This window comes from Bacillus sp. hwrm1, from assembly GCF_040207805.1.
GTDB classification, from domain to species: domain Bacteria; phylum Bacillota; class Bacilli; order Bacillales; family Bacillaceae; genus Bacillus; species Bacillus velezensis.
The window spans coordinates 534,445-556,258 of record NZ_CP157943.1 but is presented as its reverse complement, the minus strand read 5'-3'; the positions used below and the strand labels follow the sequence as shown (position 1 = coordinate 556,258).

The 21,814-nt window shown below is 44.7% G+C and carries 25 protein-coding genes; 1 reads left to right on the top strand and 24 read right to left on the bottom strand.

Going from position 1 to position 21,814, the window contains the following annotated elements:
- Positions 1-30: 30 nt before the first annotated feature.
- Together swrA and ABK447_RS02875 are read right to left on the bottom strand one after the other, a co-directional pair.
- Positions 31-384: a swarming motility protein SwrAA gene (gene swrA, locus ABK447_RS02880; RefSeq protein ID WP_012118562.1), complete on the bottom strand. Its 354-nt coding sequence runs from the start codon at positions 382-384 to the stop codon at positions 31-33.
- A gap of 372 nt (positions 385-756) precedes the next feature.
- Positions 757-2,115 (bottom strand): S41 family peptidase, encoded by a 1,359-nt coding sequence (locus ABK447_RS02875; RefSeq protein ID WP_372703470.1) that lies wholly within the window; start codon positions 2,113-2,115, stop codon positions 757-759.
- 209 nt (positions 2,116-2,324) lie between these two features.
- On the opposite strand from ABK447_RS02875, the gene ABK447_RS02870 reads away from it, so the two are divergent.
- A complete protein-coding gene (locus ABK447_RS02870; RefSeq protein WP_094031326.1) occupies positions 2,325-3,731 on the top strand; it encodes a nitrous oxide reductase family maturation protein NosD in 1,407 nt (468 codons plus the stop codon).
- A 46-nt stretch (positions 3,732-3,777) separates the two neighbouring features.
- On the opposite strand, the gene ftsX is transcribed toward ABK447_RS02870, so the two are convergent.
- The 22 genes from ftsX to ABK447_RS02760 all read right to left on the bottom strand — a co-directional run bounded on the left by ftsX (position 3,778) and on the right by ABK447_RS02760 (position 21,766).
- A complete protein-coding gene (gene ftsX, locus ABK447_RS02865; RefSeq protein WP_007407464.1) occupies positions 3,778-4,668 on the bottom strand; it encodes a permease-like cell division protein FtsX in 891 nt (296 codons plus the stop codon).
- Entirely contained in the window at positions 4,661-5,347 is a 687-nt protein-coding gene (gene ftsE, locus ABK447_RS02860) for a cell division ATP-binding protein FtsE (RefSeq protein ID WP_007407465.1), read from the bottom strand. Before ftsE ends, ftsX begins: the two co-directional genes overlap by 8 nt.
- Positions 5,348-5,565: 218 nt before the next feature.
- Entirely contained in the window at positions 5,566-5,907 is a 342-nt protein-coding gene (gene cccB, locus ABK447_RS02855) for a cytochrome c551 (RefSeq protein ID WP_003151417.1), read from the bottom strand.
- A gap of 35 nt (positions 5,908-5,942) precedes the next feature.
- Positions 5,943-6,791 carry a YitT family protein gene (locus ABK447_RS02850; protein ID WP_094031327.1) on the bottom strand — a complete coding sequence of 283 codons (849 nt, stop codon included), beginning with the start codon at positions 6,789-6,791 and terminating at the stop codon, positions 5,943-5,945.
- Positions 6,792-6,960: 169 nt separating this feature from the next.
- Positions 6,961-8,062 (bottom strand): peptide chain release factor 2 gene (gene prfB, locus ABK447_RS02845; RefSeq protein ID WP_098081803.1). Its coding sequence is split into 2 segments (ribosomal slippage): positions 6,961-7,989 and positions 7,991-8,062, totalling 1,101 coding nucleotides; the frame shifts between segments, so codons are not numbered across the junction.
- A gap of 74 nt (positions 8,063-8,136) precedes the next feature.
- Positions 8,137-10,662 (bottom strand): preprotein translocase subunit SecA, encoded by a 2,526-nt coding sequence (gene secA / locus ABK447_RS02840; protein WP_015240681.1) that lies wholly within the window; start codon positions 10,660-10,662, stop codon positions 8,137-8,139.
- A 166-nt stretch (positions 10,663-10,828) separates the two neighbouring features.
- Positions 10,829-11,395, bottom strand: a complete 567-nt coding sequence (gene hpf / locus ABK447_RS02835; RefSeq protein ID WP_003151413.1) for a ribosome hibernation-promoting factor, HPF/YfiA family — start codon at positions 11,393-11,395, stop codon at positions 10,829-10,831.
- 194 nt (positions 11,396-11,589) lie between these two features.
- Positions 11,590-11,967, bottom strand: a complete 378-nt coding sequence (locus tag ABK447_RS02830) for a hypothetical protein (protein ID WP_003151412.1) — start codon at positions 11,965-11,967, stop codon at positions 11,590-11,592.
- A gap of 9 nt (positions 11,968-11,976) precedes the next feature.
- Positions 11,977-12,321, bottom strand: a complete 345-nt coding sequence (gene fliT / locus ABK447_RS02825) for a flagella biosynthesis regulatory protein FliT (RefSeq protein ID WP_007407472.1) — start codon at positions 12,319-12,321, stop codon at positions 11,977-11,979.
- Positions 12,321-12,722, bottom strand: a complete 402-nt coding sequence (gene fliS / locus ABK447_RS02820; protein WP_003151407.1) for a flagellar export chaperone FliS — start codon at positions 12,720-12,722, stop codon at positions 12,321-12,323. Before fliS ends, fliT begins: the two co-directional genes overlap by 1 nt.
- A 19-nt stretch (positions 12,723-12,741) precedes the next feature.
- On the bottom strand, positions 12,742-14,262 hold the full coding sequence (locus ABK447_RS02815; protein WP_094031328.1) for a flagellar hook-associated protein 2: 1,521 nt from the start codon (positions 14,260-14,262) through the stop codon (positions 12,742-12,744).
- 250 nt (positions 14,263-14,512) lie between these two features.
- Positions 14,513-15,514: a flagellin gene (locus ABK447_RS02810; protein WP_063094261.1), complete on the bottom strand. Its 1,002-nt coding sequence runs from the start codon at positions 15,512-15,514 to the stop codon at positions 14,513-14,515.
- A gap of 144 nt (positions 15,515-15,658) precedes the next feature.
- On the bottom strand, positions 15,659-15,883 hold the full coding sequence (csrA, locus tag ABK447_RS02805) for a carbon storage regulator CsrA (RefSeq protein WP_003151402.1): 225 nt from the start codon (positions 15,881-15,883) through the stop codon (positions 15,659-15,661).
- Positions 15,877-16,308, bottom strand: a complete 432-nt coding sequence (gene fliW / locus ABK447_RS02800) for a flagellar assembly protein FliW (protein ID WP_007407475.1) — start codon at positions 16,306-16,308, stop codon at positions 15,877-15,879. Before fliW ends, csrA begins: the two co-directional genes overlap by 7 nt.
- A 29-nt stretch (positions 16,309-16,337) precedes the next feature.
- On the bottom strand, positions 16,338-16,907 hold the full coding sequence (locus ABK447_RS02795) for a DUF6470 family protein (RefSeq protein WP_007407476.1): 570 nt from the start codon (positions 16,905-16,907) through the stop codon (positions 16,338-16,340).
- Between the two features lie 91 nt (positions 16,908-16,998).
- A complete protein-coding gene (gene flgL / locus ABK447_RS02790) occupies positions 16,999-17,916 on the bottom strand; it encodes a flagellar hook-associated protein FlgL (RefSeq protein ID WP_007407477.1) in 918 nt (305 codons plus the stop codon).
- An 11-nt stretch (positions 17,917-17,927) separates the two neighbouring features.
- Positions 17,928-19,445, bottom strand: coding sequence for a flagellar hook-associated protein FlgK (gene flgK / locus ABK447_RS02785; RefSeq protein WP_025285351.1), 1,518 nt, complete (start codon positions 19,443-19,445; stop codon positions 17,928-17,930).
- A 15-nt stretch (positions 19,446-19,460) separates the two neighbouring features.
- Positions 19,461-19,943: a flagellar protein FlgN gene (locus ABK447_RS02780; RefSeq protein ID WP_003151394.1), complete on the bottom strand. Its 483-nt coding sequence runs from the start codon at positions 19,941-19,943 to the stop codon at positions 19,461-19,463.
- Between the two features lie 14 nt (positions 19,944-19,957).
- Complete coding sequence (gene flgM / locus ABK447_RS02775; protein ID WP_003151393.1) at positions 19,958-20,224, bottom strand: flagellar biosynthesis anti-sigma factor FlgM; 267 nt, start codon at positions 20,222-20,224, stop codon at positions 19,958-19,960.
- Positions 20,225-20,293: 69 nt separating this feature from the next.
- Complete coding sequence (locus ABK447_RS02770) at positions 20,294-20,713, bottom strand: TIGR03826 family flagellar region protein (protein WP_012118571.1); 420 nt, start codon at positions 20,711-20,713, stop codon at positions 20,294-20,296.
- Between the two features lie 73 nt (positions 20,714-20,786).
- Positions 20,787-21,476, bottom strand: a complete 690-nt coding sequence (locus tag ABK447_RS02765) for a phosphoribosyltransferase family protein (protein ID WP_197200179.1) — start codon at positions 21,474-21,476, stop codon at positions 20,787-20,789.
- A gap of 5 nt (positions 21,477-21,481) precedes the next feature.
- Positions 21,482-21,766: a late competence development ComFB family protein gene (locus tag ABK447_RS02760; RefSeq protein WP_007407481.1), complete on the bottom strand. Its 285-nt coding sequence runs from the start codon at positions 21,764-21,766 to the stop codon at positions 21,482-21,484.
- Positions 21,767-21,814: the final 48 nt, after the last annotated feature.

The following is a 21,814-nucleotide window of genomic DNA, read 5'->3' as shown; positions in this document are numbered from 1 at the left end:
AATAATCATTGGCTTGAATATCTCAAACGTCTATCTCTCTTCCGTCATCCACAGCGTTACATTTGAGAGAGAGAAATCTTTCAGATAGTGGTCAACCTCCACCTCGATCACACCGCTGATCAGAAGCATGGACCGTTTAATATCCGTCAGATTGATTCCTAAACGTTTATGGTTTTTCATTAAGTAGGTGAAATAATGCTTTGCACACTCCTCATTGATATCGTGAACACATTCAACATTTGTGTAATTGACCAGGTATCTGCTGAACAGCATAAGAAGACTTAGTGCTTTTGTTGATGAAAATGTAACGTCTTTTGTTCGGTCTTTTAGTTGTTCCACTAATTCATAATATTTTTTTTCACGCACAATACTTGCCCTCTTCAATTGTGAACCCCCATTTTTTTATCCAGATAAGCACGGGTGATTACAGCTGCCGTGCTGAAGCGCCGCAAACACTTCTGCTTTCGATACTGAAATGCAGCTGCCAAACTAAAACTGTTCTCTATTAGAACCTTCTTTTATTGTAAGAACTAAAACTGACTGAGGCAACTTTCAAAAGTTTCATTTTGAATACATATTAACTCGGCATAAAGTCTCTCTTCTCTATAAATATCGGGTAATGTTTGTCCTTTATAAATGTTTAAATGTGAAAATTTTTTTAATATCTTGTCAAAACCGACATAATTATATGTCTTTTGGTTCGTTTTTAGAGTATGACAAAAGAAACAGGAGACGAAAAAAACGCCTCCTCTTCATTTATTTTACAAATAATGATTTTAACGCCATTTGCAGCTGTAAATCATTTTTTTCGTCAGATTTCTTTTCATTCATCAGCTGATTCATTTTTTCCGCTGTCTTTTTATCAATGACCGCTGTTTTATCAAGCTTGTACCGGTCTTGAAACGCCAGAACGGCTTTTTTCATTGTTTTGCTGAAATAGCCGTCCGCTCTGCCCGGGTCGAAGCCTAGGCCTTTCAGCAGGATTTGGGCGTGTTTGACATCCGCGCTGTTCATATCAGGCTGAAGCGGCTGTTTCAGCTGAAGCGGTCCCGCCGCAAAATAATCCGGCTGGCTCACGGCGATTGTCGGAGCAATGCCTTTTTTGTGGATCCAATTGCCTTTCGGTGTCAGCCATTTGTAAAGCGTCAATTTAATGTTGCTCCCGTCTCCCATAGGCACGGCCTGCTGAACCGTTCCTTTACCGAAAGAAGTGTCGCCGACAACGTCATAATGTCCCGCTTCTTTTAACGCGCCCGCAAGAATTTCTGAAGCGGAGGCGCTTCCTTTATCCGTGATGACATTGACGGGATACGGCTTCTTATGTTTTAAGGTTGAGAAATATTGTTTTTTATCGCCGTTACGCTCCGCAATTTGGATATACGGCATGTCTTTTGTGATGAAATGCTTTAAAATTTGTTCGACGCTTTGAAGGTAGCCGCCGGGATTCCCTCTTACATCAAGGACGAGACCGTCAATCCCTTGTTTTTCAAGCTTTTTCAGCGCCGCGGCGAAGTCCTGGGCGGTATGCTCGGAAAATGTCGATATTCCGATGTAGCCGACATGATGACCGCCTGATTCTTTGCGGGAAGCAAATACGGTTTCAAGCGGGATTTCCGCTCTTTTAATCCGGAATGACAGCTGTTTATCAGTACCCGGACGCTGTATTTTAATAGAAACCTTCGATCCTTTTTTTCCTCTGATTTTCAGCACGGCTTCGTTTAAACCTTTCCCGTTCATTGACTCGCCGTTTATGCTGATGATTTCATCATTCGGCTTGAGTCCCGCTTTTTCCGCCGGAGATTGCTTAAACGGTGATACGATAATGATTTTATTGTCCTCCATACCGACTTCAGCGCCGATCCCTTCGAAAGAAGAATCAAGAGAATCGGAAAACTGCTTAGCGGTCTGCTTGTCCATATAAACGGAATAAGGGTCGTTTAATGTAGACAGCATCCCCTGAATCGCTCCTTCAAGAAGCTTTTCTTTATCTACATTTTCCACGTATTCGTTCGAGATCAGCTCATATGCTTTTTCGATTTTTTCCATTGCCCGGCTTCTTTCTGCGTCTGATGAATTCGGCTGTACTGCCCCGGCAATATGAGCTCCGCCGCACATGATGCTGACGGCCGCTATCACTGCGATCATTTTCTGCTTCATCGTTTACCTCCTCTTAGTCCTTTTACGAAAACCTGGAGATAGTATGTGTAAATTGCAAAGAATTCATGTAACGGCAACAAAAAAATGAAAACGCGAGATTGTTACATATATATGGGTAACGTATAATATTTTGTATGCAATTCATTAAATATACAGGAGAATGCGATATGAAAATAAAATTATCGATTTTATCCGCGGCGATTCTGGCCGCAGGAATTACCGCCTTTGTCTGGCCAAAAACAGAGGCCAATGAAAAAACGCAGACGGACGCCTTGTATGTTTCTCCCGCAGGCAGCGACCAAAATGAAGGAACGTTAGAAAAGCCGTTCCGCACATTAAAACATGCGGCTGAAAAGGCAGAGGCCGGGACAACCGTATTGATTCGGGGAGGGACGTACGATGAAACGTTTGAAGTAAAGCACAGCGGCACGGCCGAAAAGCCGATTACATTTCGGAACTATCAGAATGAGCATGTCGCCATCAGCGGCAAATCTGCGCCAAAAAGCGATTCTGAAACTCCGTTAATTCAAATCCGCAATAAACAGTACATTACCATTCACGGCGTTACGCTTGAGAATCTCTCCGTATCATCAGAAGATGCGACGGCCATGGGAATCTATGTCACCGGATCAAGCAGTCATATCAACATTGACGGCAACCATATCCGAAACATTAAAACCACGGCTGATGAGGGAAATGCACACGGCATCGCGTTTTACGGCACAGGCGCCATGAAGGATGTCAGCATCACAAATAATACGGTTGAAAAACTGACGCTCGGCGCAAGCGAAGCGGTCGTGCTGAACGGGAATGTTGACGGATTTAAGATTGCCGGCAATACCATTCGGGACAATAACAATATCGGGATTGACGTAATCGGATACGAAGGAACGTCCAAGCAAAACGACTATGCGCGAAACGGCGTCATTGAAAACAATACGGTGAGCCATAACTCTTCTTACGGAAATCCCGCTTACGGAGATGAATATTCAGCGGGCGGTATTTACGTTGACGGCGCAGAACATGTGGACATTAAGAAGAACACCGTTTACAACAATGACCTCGGCATTGAAGCCACTTCCGAACATAAAGGGAAATACGCACAAGATATCCGGATTACAGATAACAAGGTGTACGGCAATGCTTACACCGGTATTTCAATCGGAGGCTATGACACGAAACGCGGCGGCACCATCAATTCGGTGATCGCTCATAACATTATGTATCGAAATGACACGAAGGACCTTGACGGCGGCCAGCTGCTGCTGCAGTACGGCACAAAAGGGAACACGATCGAAAAAAACATCATGACGGCAAGCGGTTCAAGGATTTTTATCGCAAATGATTATACAAAAAACGAAGGCAATACCGTTAATCATAACGTCTATCACAAAGAAGCCGGAAAAGACGGCATTTGGAATTGGAAGAACAGAGAATATGATTCATTCACAGCGTACCAAAAAGGAACGGCAAACGATTCGGATTCTATTTATGCGGACCCGATGTACCGTGACGAATCGTCTTATGACTTTACATTAAAGCCCGGATCACCGGCCGTGCCCGTCATTCAGTAACGAAACCATTAAAAAAAGCCAGTCTATATCAGACTGGCTTTTGTATTTATACACGTAGGAATTTCCGGATGGAAGTCAGACTTCCCCATACTCCGATAACCGCGCCGATCAGAATGAGCACAAGTGATACTTGGAACACAAACGGACTGTACGGCAGAAGTGAAACAAATGATCCCTGAACTTTCGGGGCCACCCAAGCGACCATCGACTGGTACGTACTCAGCACGAGAGCGATCGGTATGATAGAACCGAATACCCCCAGCAGCAGCCCTTCCAGGAAGAACGGCCAGCGGATAAACCAGTTTGTCGCGCCGACAAGCTTCATGATTTCAATCTCTTTTCTTCTGGCGAAAATCGTGATTTTAATCGTATTTGAAATTAAGAACATCGCCGTGAACAGAAGGCCGATGATTAACGCAATCCCGATGTTGCGTGACACCCCGACGATCTTAAACAGACGGCTGACTTCTTCTTTCCCGTATGTCACTTTATACACATGATCCAGCTTCTCAATTTTTTTCGCGACTTTCGGCGTATCATGCGGATCTGTCGTTTTGACGATAAACGCGTTGTTCAGCGGGTTTTCCTGATCTTGCATTTTCATGGCCTTTCCGCTGTCGCCGAAGCTTTTGACCAATTGATCAAGCTCTTTATCTTTAGATGAAAACTCTACGCTTTGGATTCCCGAGATGTCTTTAATCTCATTCTGCAGCGTATCCTGCGTTTTCTTATTGGAAGTCAGATCGATTAATACTTTAATTTCCACTTCTTTTTCAGCATTTTTAGCCATGTTGTTTAAATTCAGCATAATGACTAAAAACACGCCGACCAAAATCAATGTAACGGTAACGGCACTGATGGATGCAAATGTCATCCATGTGTTTCTTCCGAGAGATTTAAAACTCTCACGCAAATGGCGCCCGAGAATTTTAATCATAAGAACCATACTCCCCTCTTGACTCATCACGCACAATAATTCCGTCTTCGATCGCGATGACCCGTTTCTTCATGGTGTTTACTATTTCTTTATTGTGTGTCGCCATCACGACGGTCGTTCCGCGGTTATTAATCTCTTCCAGCGTCTTCATGACTTCCCATGATGTTACCGGATCAAGGTTGCCCGTCGGTTCATCAGCTATCACGACGTCAGGATTGTTGACGATAGATCTTGCGATGGAAACACGCTGCTGTTCTCCTCCGGAAAGCTGGTCGGGAAACTGCCGCGCTTTATGCTTCAGCTGCACAAGATCGAGCACTTCGAGCACGCGTTTTTTAATGACTGACTGCTGCTCTCCGATCACCTCAAGCGCGAACGCGACGTTTTCAAATACCGTCAGTTTTGGAAGAAGTTTGAAGTCCTGGAAAACAACACCTATTTTACGCCGCACGAAAGGAATCTCTTTTTCTTTTACAGACGCGAGATCTTTATGATTAATCAATATTTGCCCTTTTGTCGGTTTTTCTTCTCTGTAAATCATTTTAATAAAAGTAGATTTACCGGCTCCGCTCGGTCCTACGACATATACAAATTCTCCGGGATGAATCATGACTGACAGCCCGTTAATCGCTTTTACACCGTTCGGATAGGATTTATATACTTCTTTCATCTCTATCATGAAATCACCTAATCTTTTAATTATGTCTTGCAGCCATAGAGTTCGTAAAAATACTGCGGTTTATGGCCGATTTACCAGGAAACAGATGAAAAATCTGAAAGTTCCTTTTCCTCAGTACACTTCATTATACGTCAAATTTAGACATATTACTATTACAGTTTCTTTTCATTCCCAGACCGTGAAAAAACCTTGCCCCTATAACAGGCAAGGTTTTTCTGTTATTTTTTCTGTGACAGCCATTTTGCGATCTTCGCGGCTTCCTCATCATTTACAAGATGGCTCGGCATATTGCCGCGTCCGTTTTTAATGATGCTTTCAATTTTAGCTTCATCATACTTCCCGCCGACTTCCTGTAAATTCGGGCCTCCGCCGCCTTCTAAGTCTTTTCCGTGACAGCCGATACAGCTTTGCTGATAAAGCTCTTCTCCTGCTGACGCAGATGCTTTTGATCCGCCTGAGCTGTCAGAGCTTTCTTTTTTCGATTCATTGGATCCGCCGCATGCCGCCAGCAGGACGGACATGGTCAGAACCAGCGCCAGCAGCGCCCATTTTGATTTCATATGTAAGATGCACCCCTTCGCTATTATAACCCCGTTTACGCGCGTTTGAAACCCTCGCCGAGCACCTCGCTTGCGTCTGCGACAATGACAAAGGCCGACTCATCAATTTGTTTGACGATTTGTTTCAGTTTTGTGAATTCGGTCTGGCCGACGACACACATTAAGATCGGCCGGTCATGTTCCGTATACCCGCCGACTGCGGAAATCTTCGTCACGCCCCTGTCGATTTCTTTAAACACGGCCGATCTGACGGCTTCTTCATGCTGCGTAATGATTAAAGCCATTTTGGAGCGGTTGAACCCGACCTGCACGACATCAATCGTTTTGCTTGAAATAAATACCCCGAGCATCGCATACAGTCCCTGCTCCACTCCGAAAACGAGCATCGCGCTCAGCACAATTAATCCGTCCATGATGGCGAGGCACGTTCCCAGCGACAGCCCCGTGTATTTGTGAATGATCTGGCCCGCCAGAGCCGTTCCCCCCGTGGAGCCTTTGCCGAGATACACGATGCCGATTCCCGTTCCGATCCCGACGCCTCCGAAAATCGCCGCCAGCAGTTCATGGGTCGTCGCGGCAGGCAGATCTCTTGTTAAATAGACGGCGAGCGGCAGAACGATGGAACCGACCAGTGTCTTCATTCCGAACTTCCCGCCGAGAATAATCACTCCGGCGATAAACAAAGGGATGTTAATAATCCACTGCACGTAAGCCGGTTCAAAACCAAACGTTTCTAAAATGGTGCTGATCCCGCTTACTCCCCCCGCTGCTATACGGTTCGGCAGCAAAAATACGTTAAACACGCCCCCCGTAATCGCCGCGCCGATCATGATGTATATATAATCTTTGATCAGACGGAGCGGCTTATTGTGATTCACATCCATGCAAAATCCTCCGTTCTCCGATTTTCTCTCGATAGCATTTTAAGTCTTCCCGGCTTAGAAGTAAATAACAGCCAAATACCGTATTAATTTGCTAAAGCGCTGTTGTGAAAAATGGAAAAAGAGAACGGATAAAAAAACACACCTTGCCAAAGGCAGGTGTGTTCCCGGATTACGACAGTTTAGAACGTAAATAGGCGTCAATGAAGATATCGATATCTCCGTCCATAACCGCCTGCACGTTCCCCATTTCCGTATTGGTGCGGTGATCTTTCACCATGGAGTACGGATGGAAGACGTACGAGCGGATTTGGCTGCCCCAGCCGATTTCTTTCTGTTCGCCGCGGATTTCGTCAAGCTCCGCCTGCTGTTCTTCAATTCTGCGCTGATACAGCTTCGCTTTGAGCATTTTCATCGCCCGGTCGCGGTTTTTGATTTGTGAACGTTCCGTCTGGCACGTGACGACTACATTTGTCGGCAAGTGGGTGATCCGAACGGCTGAATCAGTCGTATTGACGTGCTGTCCGCCGGCACCGCTCGCCCGGTACGTATCAACTTTAATATCTTCGGTACGAATTTCAATGTCGATTTCTTCATTGAATTCAGGCATGACTTCACAAGACACGAATGACGTGTGGCGGCGTCCTGATGAATCAAATGGAGAAATCCGCACGAGACGGTGTACGCCTTTTTCCGCTTTTAAGTAGCCGTATGCATTGTGGCCTTTAATAAGCAGTGTGACTGACTTAATTCCTGCTTCATCTCCTGGGAGATAATCAAGCGTTTCAACTTTGAAACCGCGTCTTTCCGCCCAGCGGGTATACATTCTGAGCAGCATGGAACCCCAGTCCTGGGATTCCGTACCGCCGGCCCCCGGATGAAGTTCTAAAATCGCGTTATTTTTGTCGTATGGTTCACTGAGCAGCAGCTGAAGCTCAAATTCATTCAATTCCTTCGTTAATGACTTCAGCTCTTTCTCAAGCTCTTGCTGAAGGTCCTGGTCAGGTTCTTCTTTTAAAAGATCATGTGTCATTTGCAGCTCTTCGTGAGACTCGCTCAGCTGATGATAGGAGTTCACGTATTCTTTCAGACCGTTCGCTTCATTGATGACGGTTTGGGCCTTCTGCTGGTCATTCCAGAATTCCGGTTCCGCCATCTTTTCATCTAATTCTGCAATGCGGGCTTCCTTTGATTCGAGGTCAAAGAGACCCCCTGAAGTCCGCTAAACGAGAAGCCATATTTTCGAGCTCTGCCCTGATTTCTGATAATTCCATTCCATTCACCTCATTAAAAGATCCGGGGCGCCATAAGACGCAGACCCGGTCATGTTCGCTTCATACAGTCGAGACTATTCTGTCCGGCCGCAGCAATTTTTATATTTTTTTCCGCTGCCGCAATGGCAAGGCGCGTTGCGTCCGATATCCACAACTTTGCGCACCGGCGCTTTTTTCGCTTGTTTGGCCTCATCGCCGTCCTGCGGCTGATGAGCCGTCGTTTGGCCCTGAACAACTTCTTCGCGTTCCAGATTGCTTTCAATCTCGGCCTTCATGACGAACTTCGCAACTTCGTCCTCAATGGACTCAATCATGTGCTCAAACATTGCGAAACCTTCCATTTGATATTCACGCAGCGGATTTGTCTGCGCATAAGCGCGGAGGTGAATCCCTTGACGCAGCTGATCCATCGCATCAATATGATCCATCCATTTTGAATCAACGGCACGCAATACGATGACTTTTTCAAATTCACGCATCTGCTCTGTGCCGAAATTCTCTTCTTTATCATTATATTTTGTCATGATGCGGTCCATGATCATCTCATGCATTTCATCCGGTTCTTTTCCGAAGATATCGCTCTTTTCAAGTGCGCCTTCATCAAGATACGTTGAATTCACCAGCTCCACGAGGCCGTCGAGATTCCATTCTTCCGGAAGCTCCTCTTTCGGCGTATAAGCGGCAATCGCACGCTCCAGAGAAGACTTGATCATGCCTTCCACAATGTCACGCAGGTTTTCAGAGTCAATGACTTCAAAACGCTGCTTGTATATGACTTCGCGCTGCTGACGGAGCACGTCGTCATATTGAAGAAGCTGTTTACGTGAATCAAAGTTGTTTCCTTCGACACGTTTTTGAGATGATTCCACGGCGCGTGACACCATTTTGCTCTGAATCGGCGTGGAGTCATCCATACCGAATCGGTCAAGCATCGCCATCGTCCGTTCAGCTCCGAAACGGCGCATCAATTCATCTTCCATTGAAAGATAAAATTGTGTGATGCCCGGGTCTCCCTGACGTCCTGAACGTCCGCGGAGCTGATTGTCAATCCGGCGGGATTCGTGGCGTTCCGTACCGACGACTGCAAGGCCGCCAAGCTCTTTTACGCCTTCGCCGAGTTTAATGTCGGTTCCGCGTCCCGCCATGTTGGTCGCAATCGTGACAGCGCCTTTTTGTCCCGCTTCTTCAATAATCTGAGCTTCACGCTCATGGTTTTTGGCATTCAGCACCTGATGCGGAATCCCTTTGTTTTTCAGAAGTTTAGAAATCAATTCAGACGTTTCAACGGCAACCGTACCGACAAGAACCGGCTGTCCGGTCATGTAGCGCTGGGCGACATCCTCCGCCACCGCCTTGAATTTTCCTTCCATTGAGCGGTAGATCAAATCCGGACGGTCGTCACGGATGACCGGCTGGTTGGTCGGGATGGATACAACCTGCATGTTATAAATATTGCGGAATTCTTCCTCTTCCGTTTTTGCGGTACCGGTCATACCGGCCAGCTTTTCGTACATACGGAAATAGTTTTGGAACGTAATCGTCGCCAATGTCATGCTTTCATTTTGAATCTCCAGGCCTTCTTTCGCCTCAATTGCCTGGTGAAGACCTTCGCTGTAGCGGCGTCCTTTCATCAGACGGCCGGTGAAGGAATCAACGATGACGACCTGGCCGTCCTCAACAACATAATCCACGTCTTTCTGCATCGCCGCATGGGCTTTTAAAGCCTGGTTGATATGGTGGTTCAAGGCCACGTTTTTGACATCAAACAGGTTGTCGATGCCGAACGTTTTTTCAGCCTTCGTCATTCCTTCTTCCGTCAGCTGAACGCCCTTCGTTTTGACGTCATACGTATAATCCTGATCTTTCTTGAGTGTGCGGACAAACGCATTTGCCTGCACGTAAAGTTTTGTGGACTTCTGAGCTTGTCCGGAAATAATCAATGGCGTTCTCGCTTCATCGACTAAAATTGAATCGACTTCATCAATAACGGCAAAATGAAGCGGGCGCTGTACCATTTGTTCTTTATAGAGCACCATGTTGTCACGCAAATAATCAAAGCCGAGTTCATTGTTCGTTGAATACGTGATATCGGCTGCGTAAGCTTCACGCTTTTCGTCTTTTGACATCGAATTCAGGTTCAGGCCGACTGTAAGCCCGAGAAACGCAAAAATTTCTCCCATTTGCTGGGCATCACGGCTCGCCAGATATTCGTTGACCGTTACGACGTGAACGCCTTTTCCCGTCAACGCATTTAAATACACAGGAAGCGTGGACGTCAGCGTTTTCCCTTCCCCTGTTTTCATTTCGGAGATGTTCCCTTCATGGAGGGCGATGCCCCCCATCAGCTGTACTTTAAACGGGAACATGCCGGTTACGCGGCGGGAAGCTTCACGAACGACGGCAAACGCTTCGACAAGAAGGTCATCCGTCGTTTCTCCTTTTTCAAGCCGCTCTTTAAATTCTGCCGTTTTATGTTTAAGCGCCTCGTCAGAGAGATTTTCATAATCTCCTCTTACGGCATCAATGTCATTTGCTATTTTTTCGTATTTGTTCAGCGCACGTTTGGTCGGATCAAACATTTTATTTAAAATCCCAAGCATCTATAACGCTCCTCTATGTTCACATGCAGATTTTGCATGGAATAAATGATAATTTTCTGTCCATGTATACCTCTCATTATCATAACATACCTTTTGCTATTTCCAAAGAATTTGCAGGTAAAGATAGAGAAAAACCTTCCGCGCGTTCACGGAAGGCTGGATGGGTTTATTCAGTCGGTTCAATTAATCCGTATTTGCCGTCATTTCTGCGGTAAACGACGTTTGTGAGATTCGTCTCCGCGTTGGTGAATACGAAGAAATTATGTCCGAGCATATTCATTTGGAGAATCGCTTCTTCATTATCCATCGGTTTTAAATTAAAACGCTTTTGACGGACAATTTCCGGGCTGTCATCTTCAATTTCGTCCTGAACCGCTACGCCCGTATCAGCAGCGCTGCCGTTCTCGAAATAATGTTTCGGAAGACCCTGCTCGCGGAATTTTCGGTTGACTTTAGTTTTATGCTTTCGGATTTGACGTTCCAGCTTGTTTGTTGCGAGATCAATTGCATTGTACATATCCTCGTTATGCACTTCAGAACGAAGCGCCAGATCAGTCATCGGAATGGTGACTTCAACTTTGGATTCCTTATCATTATAGAATTTTAAGTTGACGTTCACATCGGCATTGACGCTCTGCTCGAAATATCGCTCCAGCTTGCCGATTTTTCTCTCCACATGATCCTTTAACGCAGGTGTAACCTCAATGTTTTCTCCTCTGATATTGTAGTTCATCAAAGAACGCCTCCCTTTATCTAAGGATATGTAACTATTTCTCTTTTACCCCTTCTGATCCCTGCTGAAACGTTAAAATAATGTGTAAATTCGGTGAACGATGACGAATGGTGTCGGTTTTATCCGGCAGCTTCCGCCAGGATTATAAGTATATGCGGAGGACGCAGGCAAAAGACCTGCCGCTTGCAGCAGGTCTAGTGAAGAACATACGGTTTGATGCAGTCGTGCGTCTGCTCCATCCACAGCTTATAATGCGGCAGAAAGATGGTTTTTAAAAACTCCTGAAAAGGGGCGGACGGGAAATCATAATCATTTAACATGCTGAAATCCTGAAAGATCTCGTCAAATGAGCGGATCGCCGTCTCCACGCATCGGCACTCAATGATAGACAGCAGAAGCGCATGAGAGGAATCTAGATGAAAAAAAGCCTGAATCAAATCGTTGTAAATCCGCTCGCCCTCCGTCTTAAAAAAATCATCCTGCGTGTCCAACAGGTAGCAAAGCCCCTCATCAATCGTAAAAAGAAGCTGGTAATAGGCTGACACCAAATGGTAATCGTTCAAACTTCTCAAAACACTCACCTATTTGCGTTTGTCGTAATAACGGCCGTCACTTGTCGTTTGATGATACGGATTGAAATACGTATTATGGTAGATTCGTTTTTTCTTAAGCGTTTTTATTTCATTTCGGATACCATCCTGAATCCGTTTCACTTCGCCGGTAATCAGGCGGTCCATCGCGGCCACCTGCTGAAGCAGCGTTTTTTCTTCTTCGGAAAAAGGCGGCTTTATGCCCGCAAGCATCTCCTCCCTTTTCTCCGTAAATGCCGTAACGCTGCTGATAAGACCGTCGCTTTCCGGGGCGTCCTTCAGTGCGGCGTACATGTTCTTCGTTTCGTTATACAAAGAAAAGACATTGCTGTTCATCAGGCAAGGCCGCCCGCGCCATGGCTGTTTTTCCGTTCACTCTGCATGGCCTGCTTCCACGTGTCGCGAAATTCAGTAACGAGTTTTTCCGCTTCATCTAAAAATTCTCCGTTATTCTGCACGTTCGCGTCGATCAGCCGGCGGCGGATGTAATCATAAATGGATGACATCTGTTCAGAAATCTCAATCTCCCGGTTTAACGTGATGCTGAGCTCTTGAATGATGTTTTGCGCCTTTACGATATTTTCATTTTTGGCTTCAAGGTTGTTTTGCTTCATCGCCTGCCTGGCCAGCTTAATGAATCGCAGGCAGCCGTTATAAAGCATAAGGGTCAGCTCTTCCGGAGCGGCTGTAAAGACGGATGTCTGCTGATAAGCAGCAAAAGGATTATTTATTGCCATTTTTATAAAACCTCCAAGGTTATGATGTTGAAGATCCTAACATTGACGTGAGATACGAAGATTGGCTGTTCAATTTCTCCAATGCCGTATCCAGTGCGCTGAACTTTTTATAATATCTCGATTCGATGTCATCCAGCTTCGTTTTCATATTGGAAATATTTGTTTCTATTTCATTCAAACTTTTTCCGATGGCAAAGCTGGATGATACCGAGCTTTCTGTACCCGCCTGTTTTGAAATTTGAGTCTGCATTTTGTTTAATGTGTCTTTTAATCTCCGGGCAATCCCCTGCTCCTCCGGGTTTTTGGTTTTCGCTGTATCAGGGCTGTCTGCATTAAACAGTTTAGCCACGAGAGCAGGATTCTCGGTAATTTTCTGTTTCAGTTTCGCTTCGTCTTTAATGACAAGCTTTCCTTGATCCGTATAACTATCAGACGTCTCAATTCCGAAATCTGCAAGCTGATATTTTTTTCCGTCAATCGTAACCGTTGAGTACAGATCAAGCCGCATTTCAGCCAAACCGTTCTGCAGCGTGCTGTCGCTCCGTAATAACCCGCTTTTGGCCTTTGCCTCCCACTGCTCAATCTGCTTATCGGTCATCGCTTCTCTTTGTTCATCGGTTAGCGGCTTATAATCGCGGTATTTTGATTCTGTTACCTTCTCGTTTGCACTTTTAATTAACGTATTGTATTTATCAACGAAATCTTTAATGTTGTCAAAAATGCCGTCCGTATCAGTCGTGCTGTTAATCGTAACCGTTTTATTGCTGTCCGTCACGCTGTTCAGCGTGTATTTGATGCCGTTGATCGTAAAGTTATTTGACGTTTTTGTCATTTCAAGCCCGTTGAACGTAAACTTCGCGTTTTTCCCTTCGGCATTGGCCGTCAGTTCATTTGTTGCATCATCAACGGCAAAACCGAGCTGATCTTTCAGAAAGCTTTTGGTTGCGTCATCACCTGCTGAAAGGGTAAATCCTTCCCCCGTTTTATTGGAAGTGAACGCAATCGTGTCCACATAATCCGTGCCGTTGGAAATTTTCTCTTTTAAAGCCGTCACTCCGAGACCCGAGCTGTTCAGTTTGGAAATGACATCGTCAATCGTATCGGTTGCGGCGATCGTGACGTTTACCTCAGTCGGCTTCGTTTCACCCGGATTTGTGACATTGAATTTCAATGTTTGGCTCTGACCTGAAGTGAAATTGATGGCCCCTGATGATTTATATGTCGTCGAAGTGGCCAGCTGCTGTACAGACATACTCGTTGAAATATTCTGCTCAGCACTGACGGCCACCGCGCTGACACTGGAATCCGAACTTGTTACTGTTTTTTTATTCCAGTTTGTGGACATCAGCATATTATTAAATGTCGTAGAATACATGTCGGCAATCTGGGTATTCACTTCCCGATAAGCATCGCGCTTCCATTCAAGCGTCTGCTTTTGCTGGTTTAATTTATTAAGCGGCTGCTTTTCGGCATCCATCATTTTTTTCACCAGAGAATCTACATCAAGACCGGAATTAAGGCCTGTGATTCTTGTGACCATATGTACCCTCTCCTTTTCGGCGTTTAGTCGTAGACGGCTCTATGACAACAGTGAGTTTCCGACTGTTTATCATATCACAGCTCCATAAATGTATGATCTTATTCTTATATCGGTCATATTAAAAGGTTTTCAATAATTTAACTGCAAAATATAATGTTTCATTTTGTCAATAGGGTTCTTTGGCTTGCTGAAGGGGGAGATAGCTGAAGAAATAAAAAAAAGACCCTGGAGAACCAGGATCTTTCCGTCATTAACCTTTAAGCAATTGAAGAACTTGCTGAGGCTGTTGGTTAGCTTGCGCAAGCATAGCTTGAGAAGCCTGAGTAAGGATGTTGTTTTTCGTGTACTCCATCATCTCAGAAGCCATGTCTACGTCACGGATACGTGATTCAGCAGAAGTCAGGTTCTCAGAAGAAGTACCAAGGTTGTTGATTGTATGCTCTAAACGGTTTTGAACCGCACCAAGTTTAGCGCGCTCGCTAGATACTGTGTCGATAGCTGTTTTGATTGTTGTAAGAGCTGAAGACGCAGCTTTAGCTGAAGATGAGATGTCGATACCTTTTGTTACTTTAGAATCTGCAGCTAATTTTTCAGATGCAACAACTTTACCGTCAGTATCATAATAGCCGGCTGCTTTTGTAACCTTACCATCTGGATCTGTTTCTTCATCCGCCCAAGTAGCAGTGCTTTTTCCGTCAGTTGATGTCAATGTATTTTGATCATTGGATACTGTATAAGTCGTACCAACTTTCAGGCTTTCAGAGTCCATTTTATTGATAGACAGGCTCATTGTTTGGCCTTCGTTAGCTCCGATTTGGAACGTAAGGTTTTGCGCAGTTCCGTCAAGAAGTTTTTTCGTGTTGAACTCAGTGTCAGTAGAGATTCTTGTTACTTCAGAAGCTAATTGGTCCATCTCTTTTTGAAGCTCAGAACGGTCAGAATCAGTGTTTGTATCGTTCGCCGCTTGTGTAGCAAGCTCGCTCATACGCTGAAGAATGCTGTGAGTTTCGTTCAATGCACCCTCAGATGTTTGGATAAGAGAGATTCCGTCTTGAGCGTTTTTAGACGCCATGTCTAAACCGCGGATTTGAGAACGCATTTTTTCAGAGATCGCAAGACCCGCAGCGTCATCACCAGCGCGGTTGATGCGAAGACCTGAAGATAATTTTTCCATGTTTTTTGCAGCAGAGTTTGAACCTGCATTCAGCTGACGGCTAGTGTTAAGAGCCGCGATATTGTGGTTGATTCTCATTGTGTATTTCCTCCCTGAATTGTTTTTCGCACGTCCTTGTGCATTTGTGCAGCGTCATTTCCGAAGAAAATTTTTCCTCTCATTGGCTACACTATATATATCGGATGGCCGCTTCTATTGTTTATATTGAAAATAAAAAAATCCTCACTTTTTTTGTGAGGATAGGTTAAGTAATAAATCAGTATTAAAAGATACAGCTCTGTTGTTCTCTTCCAGGATCGACAAGTAGATTTCTTTCCTGTGAATATCTACGTGCTGAGGCGCTTCAATTCCCAGCTTCACTTGTTCTCCTTCGATGGCGATCACCTTTATTTCAATATCCGGCCCGATCTGAATGGACTCATTCACTTTTCTTGAGAGAACTAGCATGATCCTCCTCCTATCAGATGTTTTGTTTCATAGGAAGCATCATGTAAAATGATTTGTTTCGCCTTCATTTCCTTTTTATTGACGATAATCGGCGCTTTTAAATTGGCGGTCGTGTTTTCAAAAGGCTCTTCCAGCGTTAAAATCGCCATCACTTCGACGTCCTCTATATCTTCAATATGCAAAAGTTCAAGCGTCGCATGGTCAATGTCAAATTCGTACCCTTTAAAGAAAATAAACGGACTGGCGACAATAAAGGCGATGTGCTCCTGTTTCACAGACTGCAGCGCCAAAAACGGTGAATCTTCCGACAAAGGAAGAACAACAAATTGAGTCTCGTCATTAAATCCCGGCAGGCCGTTTTCAAATGAGATAATCTGCCCTTCGTCTATTCTGATTTCTCCGTGATATTTTGTTTTAATTATCATGCTTCACAATCCTTTACCACTTTCATCTTTTATTCTGCGTTGCCATCGTCAACCGAAATCGTCACCTTAGGGTCTTGCATCATATCAATCTGAACTTTCCCCGGCGTATAATTCCATACAGGTTTATTGACGGCTGCTTCAATTGAAGGTTTGCGGGCTTCAATATCAATCGTAAGCTTTGAAGGAATGCAGTCAATGTCGACGAGAAACTGCGCAGGCAGAAAGTCGCTGAATTCGCCAAATGGATCGGGCGGTCTGACATCTGCTGCCTGCCGGGCCATCACATTGCCCGTTTTCTTTTCGATAGCCGCCATTTCCTTCCCTTCCCTGACTGTTTTTGCGATAAACTCGCTGCAGGCTTCCGCACCTTTTTGAGCGGCTTCAGCGTTCAGCTTTTCAAATGATTTGAGATTCAAGTTCTCCCACGCCCTCGTCTGGTCAATCGTCAGTTTGGCCGGCGTGCTTTCAATGTTCAGCTCTGCCGGCGGCTGCTCGATTTCCAGGTCAGCGGGCGGCTGTTCCATCTCGATTTCTTCCTTTTGAAAGGTTATACCGATTTTAGCAGGCACACTGTCAATAATCAATCTCGGCATCTGCACAGAGACCCCTCCTGTTTATAGTATTTTAGTAAAAAAAGCGATCTCCCTGTTGTGAGTCGCTTTTTTTATATATTGAAGACGATCAGTTCTATTATTTCAGGAAGTCGATCAGTGACGGCTGAATGATATTCGCATTCACTGACAGTGCTGCTCTATGAACCGTCTGTTGAGATAAATAATCAACAATTACATCTTCCATTTCTACATCTTCGTTATCGGACAATACTTTTTCAGCGGTTGCCGCTTGTGATTCCAATCTTGTCTGAATGAGTTCCAACCGGTTTGTGCGTGCGCCGATATTGGATTTTTCAGCATTCATTTTATCAGTAAAACCGTCAATATCTGACAGAATTTGATCTGAATCTGCTTCGGACAGCGTGCCTTTGCTTAAAGAAGCTTCTAAGGAGTTAAGAAATTCAAAAACATTATCTCCATTTTGTGCGACGCCTCCGAAAGCTGAGTTTGGATCAGAATTCACTTTCAGCACTGCTCCGTTCGAGATGTTGATGTTAACATCCGAAGCACCTGTATAATTCTCATAGTTGTACGTATATGTGCCGTCGGCATTTTCAGTGATCGGCGGGACGTCTGAATTTGTTCCGTTAAACAGATAACGTCCGTTTACCTGAGTATTCGCGACAGAAACGAGCTGCTTTTTCAGCTGGCCGATTTCTGTACCGATTGCTTTCAATTCTGTTTCACCGTTCGAATCACTTTTCGCCTGAACCATCAAGTCCCGGATTTTCCCCATAATATCCGTTTCCGAGTTTACGCTTGATTCCGAGTTTTCCAGCCATGTAAAGCCTTGCGAAACATTCCGCTGATACTGGTTTACCTGCGCAAGCTGAGTACGGTACTGCATTCCCTTCATTGCAACGACCGGATCATCAGAAGCTTTCGTGATTTTTTTCCCCGTAGACACTTGCTGCTGAAGCCGATCGAGCTTGTCATAACTTGAGCCGATAAATCGAAGAGAATTTTTTGCGATCATCCCTTGAGTTACTCTCATTTACTTATCTCCTATCTTCCTCCGGTGCCCATACCGTTAATAATTTTATCGAATATTTCATCTTGCATCGTTATGATCCGCGCAGCAGCATTATAAGCGTGCTGAAACTGAATCATATTTGTCATTTCTTCATCTAAAGACACTGCACTGACTGATTGTCTCCGTTCATCGGCTGAAAGGGTGTTGCTTTCAGAGTTGTTCATAAGATTGGCCGCTTTTTGTGAATTAACGCCCAGCTTTCCGATAAGGGATTCATAAAAGTCATTAATTGTAGTGGTTTCACCGTTAATAGTCAACTTGCTGTTCTGTACGGCTGCAAGATTTGTCGCGTTGGTGCCGTCACTTTTTTCTCCGTTTAACGACGCTGCGATATTATCAGTAGACGCAAGGATTTTGTCACTGACTTTTATTTTCGCTGCCGCACCTTTTGCCGGCACCGCTTCACCACCGCTGAAATCAAAAAATGCTGCACCCTGTTCGCCTGTATAGGTCTTCCCTTTTTCATGAACTGCATTAAACGCGTCAGCAAAGGACAGCGCCATATTGTCAAGAGCCGTCAGCATTTCAGGATAAAGACCTTTTTCTTCTCCGTTTGACATATAGCCGTATGATTCAATAAGACCTAAAAGTGAGCCTTTTCCGGTAAATGCATCCGCATTCACCGTACTGCTGCCGACTGACACACTCGACACGAGGCCGCTGTCCTTGTCGTAGTTGATTTTCATTTCTGAAACTGTTTTTGTTTTACCGTCGAGCAGCGTACCGAGAGAATTGTTGTTCCCGTTCAGCAATTCGACGTTAACCGTGCCCTCAGCAGTCGCCAAGGCATGTCCGCCCGACTTATTATATGAAACTTTTATATTTGCCATAGAAGATAATTGATCAATCAATCTGTCTCTTTGGTCATACAAATCATTAGGGAGCATACCGCTCGGCTCAACTGCCGCTATTTGATTGTTAAGGTCATTCAGCTGATTGAGAATGGAATTGACCTGATCCGCTGTGTTATCCAGGTTCTTTTTAATATCACCCTGAATGTTAGTCAAAGAGGTAGATATATAGTTAAAACTTTCGGCAAGAGATTTCCCCTGCTCCTGCAAAACTGAGCGCGCTCCCGTATTTTCCGGATTCGTCGCCAGATCCTGAAGGGCATTCCAAAACGAACTGAGCGATCCGTTTAATCCGTTATCGTCAAGCTCTTTCATGACGCCTTCCATTTGTGACAATGAATTGGAACGGGCTGTATAGTACCCTAATTTTGTATTTTCAGTTCTGTACTGATAGTCTAAAAAACTGTCTCTGACGCGCTCAACTGAACCGGCTTTTACTCCTGTTCCGATTTGGCCGGCCGTCAGATCACTGTTTTTTGATACTGCGGGATAAGGGCTTGTCGATTGTAATGTGACGCGCTGCCTCGTATATCCTTCTGTATTTGCATTTGCAACGTTATTTGAAACTGTGCTCAATGCAGTCTGCTGCGCACTCAATGCACGCCTTGCTGTTTCCAGCCCCATAAAAGTCGATGGCATTGAAAATCCTCCGTTCTAAGCTTTTGAATCGAATAATGTCAAACGGCTGACAGGCTTGCGCGCCGCTTGCGGCTCTTTATAATTCATATTCTCTTTTTCACCCGGCATGATCATATCGAATGCCCCGGAGATGAATTGTAAAGCCTGAATCGTGAGCTGTTTGTTCATCTCATTCACTTCTTTCAGACGGTCAAGAAGCGCAGACAAAGAGTGAAATAACCCTTCAAGCTCCTGTTTTTCACTGCCTGAAGTTCTGGAGATGCATGCAGCAATTGTATTGTCCTCACCGCGGCTGAGAAACTGAGAAGTTAACCTGATTCGTTCTTCCTCAGTCTGCCCGATTGCCTGAATATACTTTTGCTCTTTGGTCAATATGTTGGAGAGCTCTTTTGTTTTACCTGCTTTCAGCGCTTCCGTTTTCTCCTCAGACAGCGTGAGCAGATGTTCATGCAGTGCGCAAAGTCGCTTCAGTTGATCAATAATTGGCTTTGCTGACATTGGCTTTCTCCTTTTTATTGCTTTTTATAGAAATTTACTATGTTTTCAGCGATGCTGTTTGAATCTATTTTATATGTTCCGCTCTCTATATCCGCTTTAAGCTGAGCGATTTTTTCCTGACGTGTTTTAGTGACCGCATCTGACGCATTTTGAAGCTCTTTTGCATGAGAAGAAATTTCCACTTTGTCCTTCGGCTTTGCAGCCTCTTTTTGTACGGCTTGCTTTTCGTAATTTTTTTGGTATGGATTAACGGATTGTGTTCCGTACTGATTGATTTTCATAGGATTCCTCTCGCTTTCTGTTCGCAGTCTAATTCTTTTATCGACTGCGTTATCAGTTAGTTTAGGGAATCAGGTGTTTTTGGTATTATAGGCATAGTATGTGTCTTTTGTACTGTTTTTCTCTTCGAATTCAGCGGCTGTTTTTTGGTTCATATGGTCTAATTGTGACTCAATATCTGTCTGACAGGACTTGCAAAATTTCCCCGTCCTGATTGGATTTCCGCACCTTTCGCAAGGATATGCCAAATTCGGAAGCTGGCTGATCTGAATTCTTTTTTGTTTGATAAACTTGAGGATCAGCTCTTCATCCACACCTGTTTCCTCAGTGATCTGCTGCATCGTCGACTGTCTGTTGATCTGCTTTCTCAAAAATTTATAGACGGTTTCAAATGCTTTTTCTTCTTCTTTAATACATGCCTGGCACACGGTCTGCAGGTTCGTTTTAAAAAATAAAGCATTGCATTTTGGACAATTCGCCAATTCACCCATCGTATTAACTCCTATTCCTTCTTTAATCTGCCTTATATTTCTATCAATTATATCGGCAGAAAAAAAGAATGATTTAGCTCCTGATTAAAGTAAAAGAGGAGACCGATGACGCTTTACCCACTGTCAGCAGGACTTCGGCGGCTTGGTGAAGTGTGGCGCCCGTCGTATAAATATCATCTATTAAAATGACGTTCATACCTTCGGCGGAGTTTTCGGCTGCTGAAAACTTTTTTTCTGCAGACAGCCTGTCTGTTTTGCTCTTTTTGGATTGTTTTTCGTTGTTCAGTCGGATGAGGGGGGAAATGACGGGCATTCCGAGCAGAGAGGCCAGCAGTTCGGATTGATTGAATCCGCGTTCCGCCAGCCGTTCGCCGCTCAGCGGAATAGGGATGAGAGTATGTGTATTTGATGGATATGCCGCTTTAAAGCCGGCAGCAAAGTCACGTTCAAATGCTTGAATGATTTTCGCATCACCCCTGAATTTAAAACGGGCCAATGAGTCCTTCATCGCATCATTATATAAATATACCGAACGGTTTTGCCGCAGCAAAAAGCGCTTTTCCGTTTTTGATTCCCGGGCCGCACAATCAGCGCATTTTTCATTTGACTCCTGAGGCCTCCCGCATATACTGCATACGGGGCCTTCAATTTTTTCGAATTGGCTGCTGCATATGCTGCATATCTCTTGCTCGGGCGCCAGAGAAAACAGAGATCTCCAAGTCAATGAACTTGAAATTGGTGAGTCACACAATAAACAATTCAGAGATATTACGCTCCTTCCCGAGTTTCACAGAACTCGCTTGGATTAACCGAAACAATCGCCGCTGATTCAGCCAGAATGACAAGCAGCGCCGTATTTTTCTGTTTATCAACTATCTCTGCTTTTGCATAAGCAACTTTCTTTTTATCTGTAACATATGCCGGCTCAGCCCGGTTTAATGAAAGTGCCAGTACATCATTTTTGCATACCCGGCATGTGCATTTCATATGAAGCTGAGACATATGGCGGTCGAGAAGTTCCTTTAATACGATTTCTTTTGAATTGACAAGCATGCTGACAGCTCCTCATAGGAAAGTATGAGTATACTGTATCACGTTTTC

Excerpts from the sequence above, each read along its gene's own strand:
- flgM (WP_003151393.1), bottom strand. The coding sequence starts at position 20,224 with ATGAAAATCAATCAGTACGGAACACAATCCGTTAATCCATACCAAAAA.
- ABK447_RS02875 (WP_372703470.1), bottom strand. The coding sequence starts at position 2,115 with ATGTGCGGCGGAGCTCATATTGCCGGGGCAGTACAGCCGAATTCATCA.
- secA (WP_015240681.1), bottom strand. The coding sequence starts at position 10,662 with ATGCTTGGGATTTTAAATAAAATGTTTGATCCGACCAAACGTGCGCTG.
- fliW (WP_007407475.1), bottom strand. The coding sequence starts at position 16,308 with ATGATAATTAAAACAAAATATCACGGAGAAATCAGAATAGACGAAGGG.
- ftsX (WP_007407464.1), bottom strand. The coding sequence starts at position 4,668 with ATGATTAAAATTCTCGGGCGCCATTTGCGTGAGAGTTTTAAATCTCTC.
- ABK447_RS02780 (WP_003151394.1), bottom strand. The coding sequence starts at position 19,943 with ATGTCAGCAAAGCCAATTATTGATCAACTGAAGCGACTTTGCGCACTG.
- flgL (WP_007407477.1), bottom strand. The coding sequence starts at position 17,916 with ATGAGAGTAACTCAAGGGATGATCGCAAAAAATTCTCTTCGATTTATC.
- ABK447_RS02810 (WP_063094261.1), bottom strand. The coding sequence starts at position 15,514 with ATGAGAATCAACCACAATATCGCGGCTCTTAACACTAGCCGTCAGCTG.
- hpf (WP_003151413.1), bottom strand. The coding sequence starts at position 11,395 with ATGAACTACAATATCAGAGGAGAAAACATTGAGGTTACACCTGCGTTA.
- ABK447_RS02760 (WP_007407481.1), bottom strand. The coding sequence starts at position 21,766 with ATGCTTGTCAATTCAAAAGAAATCGTATTAAAGGAACTTCTCGACCGC.
- ABK447_RS02770 (WP_012118571.1), bottom strand. The coding sequence starts at position 20,713 with ATGGGTGAATTGGCGAATTGTCCAAAATGCAATGCTTTATTTTTTAAA.
- fliT (WP_007407472.1), bottom strand. The coding sequence starts at position 12,321 with ATGAACAGCAATGTCTTTTCTTTGTATAACGAAACGAAGAACATGTAC.
- cccB (WP_003151417.1), bottom strand. The coding sequence starts at position 5,907 with ATGAAATCAAAATGGGCGCTGCTGGCGCTGGTTCTGACCATGTCCGTC.
- ftsE (WP_007407465.1), bottom strand. The coding sequence starts at position 5,347 with ATGATAGAGATGAAAGAAGTATATAAATCCTATCCGAACGGTGTAAAA.
- ABK447_RS02815 (WP_094031328.1), bottom strand. The coding sequence starts at position 14,262 with ATGGTCACAAGAATCACAGGCCTTAATTCCGGTCTTGATGTAGATTCT.
- ABK447_RS02850 (WP_094031327.1), bottom strand. The coding sequence starts at position 6,791 with ATGGATGTGAATCACAATAAGCCGCTCCGTCTGATCAAAGATTATATA.
- csrA (WP_003151402.1), bottom strand. The coding sequence starts at position 15,883 with ATGCTAGTTCTCTCAAGAAAAGTGAATGAGTCCATTCAGATCGGGCCG.
- fliS (WP_003151407.1), bottom strand. The coding sequence starts at position 12,722 with ATGGCAATAAATAATCCTTTTGCTGCTTATCAGCAGACATCCGTCTTT.
- flgK (WP_025285351.1), bottom strand. The coding sequence starts at position 19,445 with ATGCCATCGACTTTTATGGGGCTGGAAACAGCAAGGCGTGCATTGAGT.
- ABK447_RS02870 (WP_094031326.1), top strand. The coding sequence starts at position 2,325 with ATGAAAATAAAATTATCGATTTTATCCGCGGCGATTCTGGCCGCAGGA.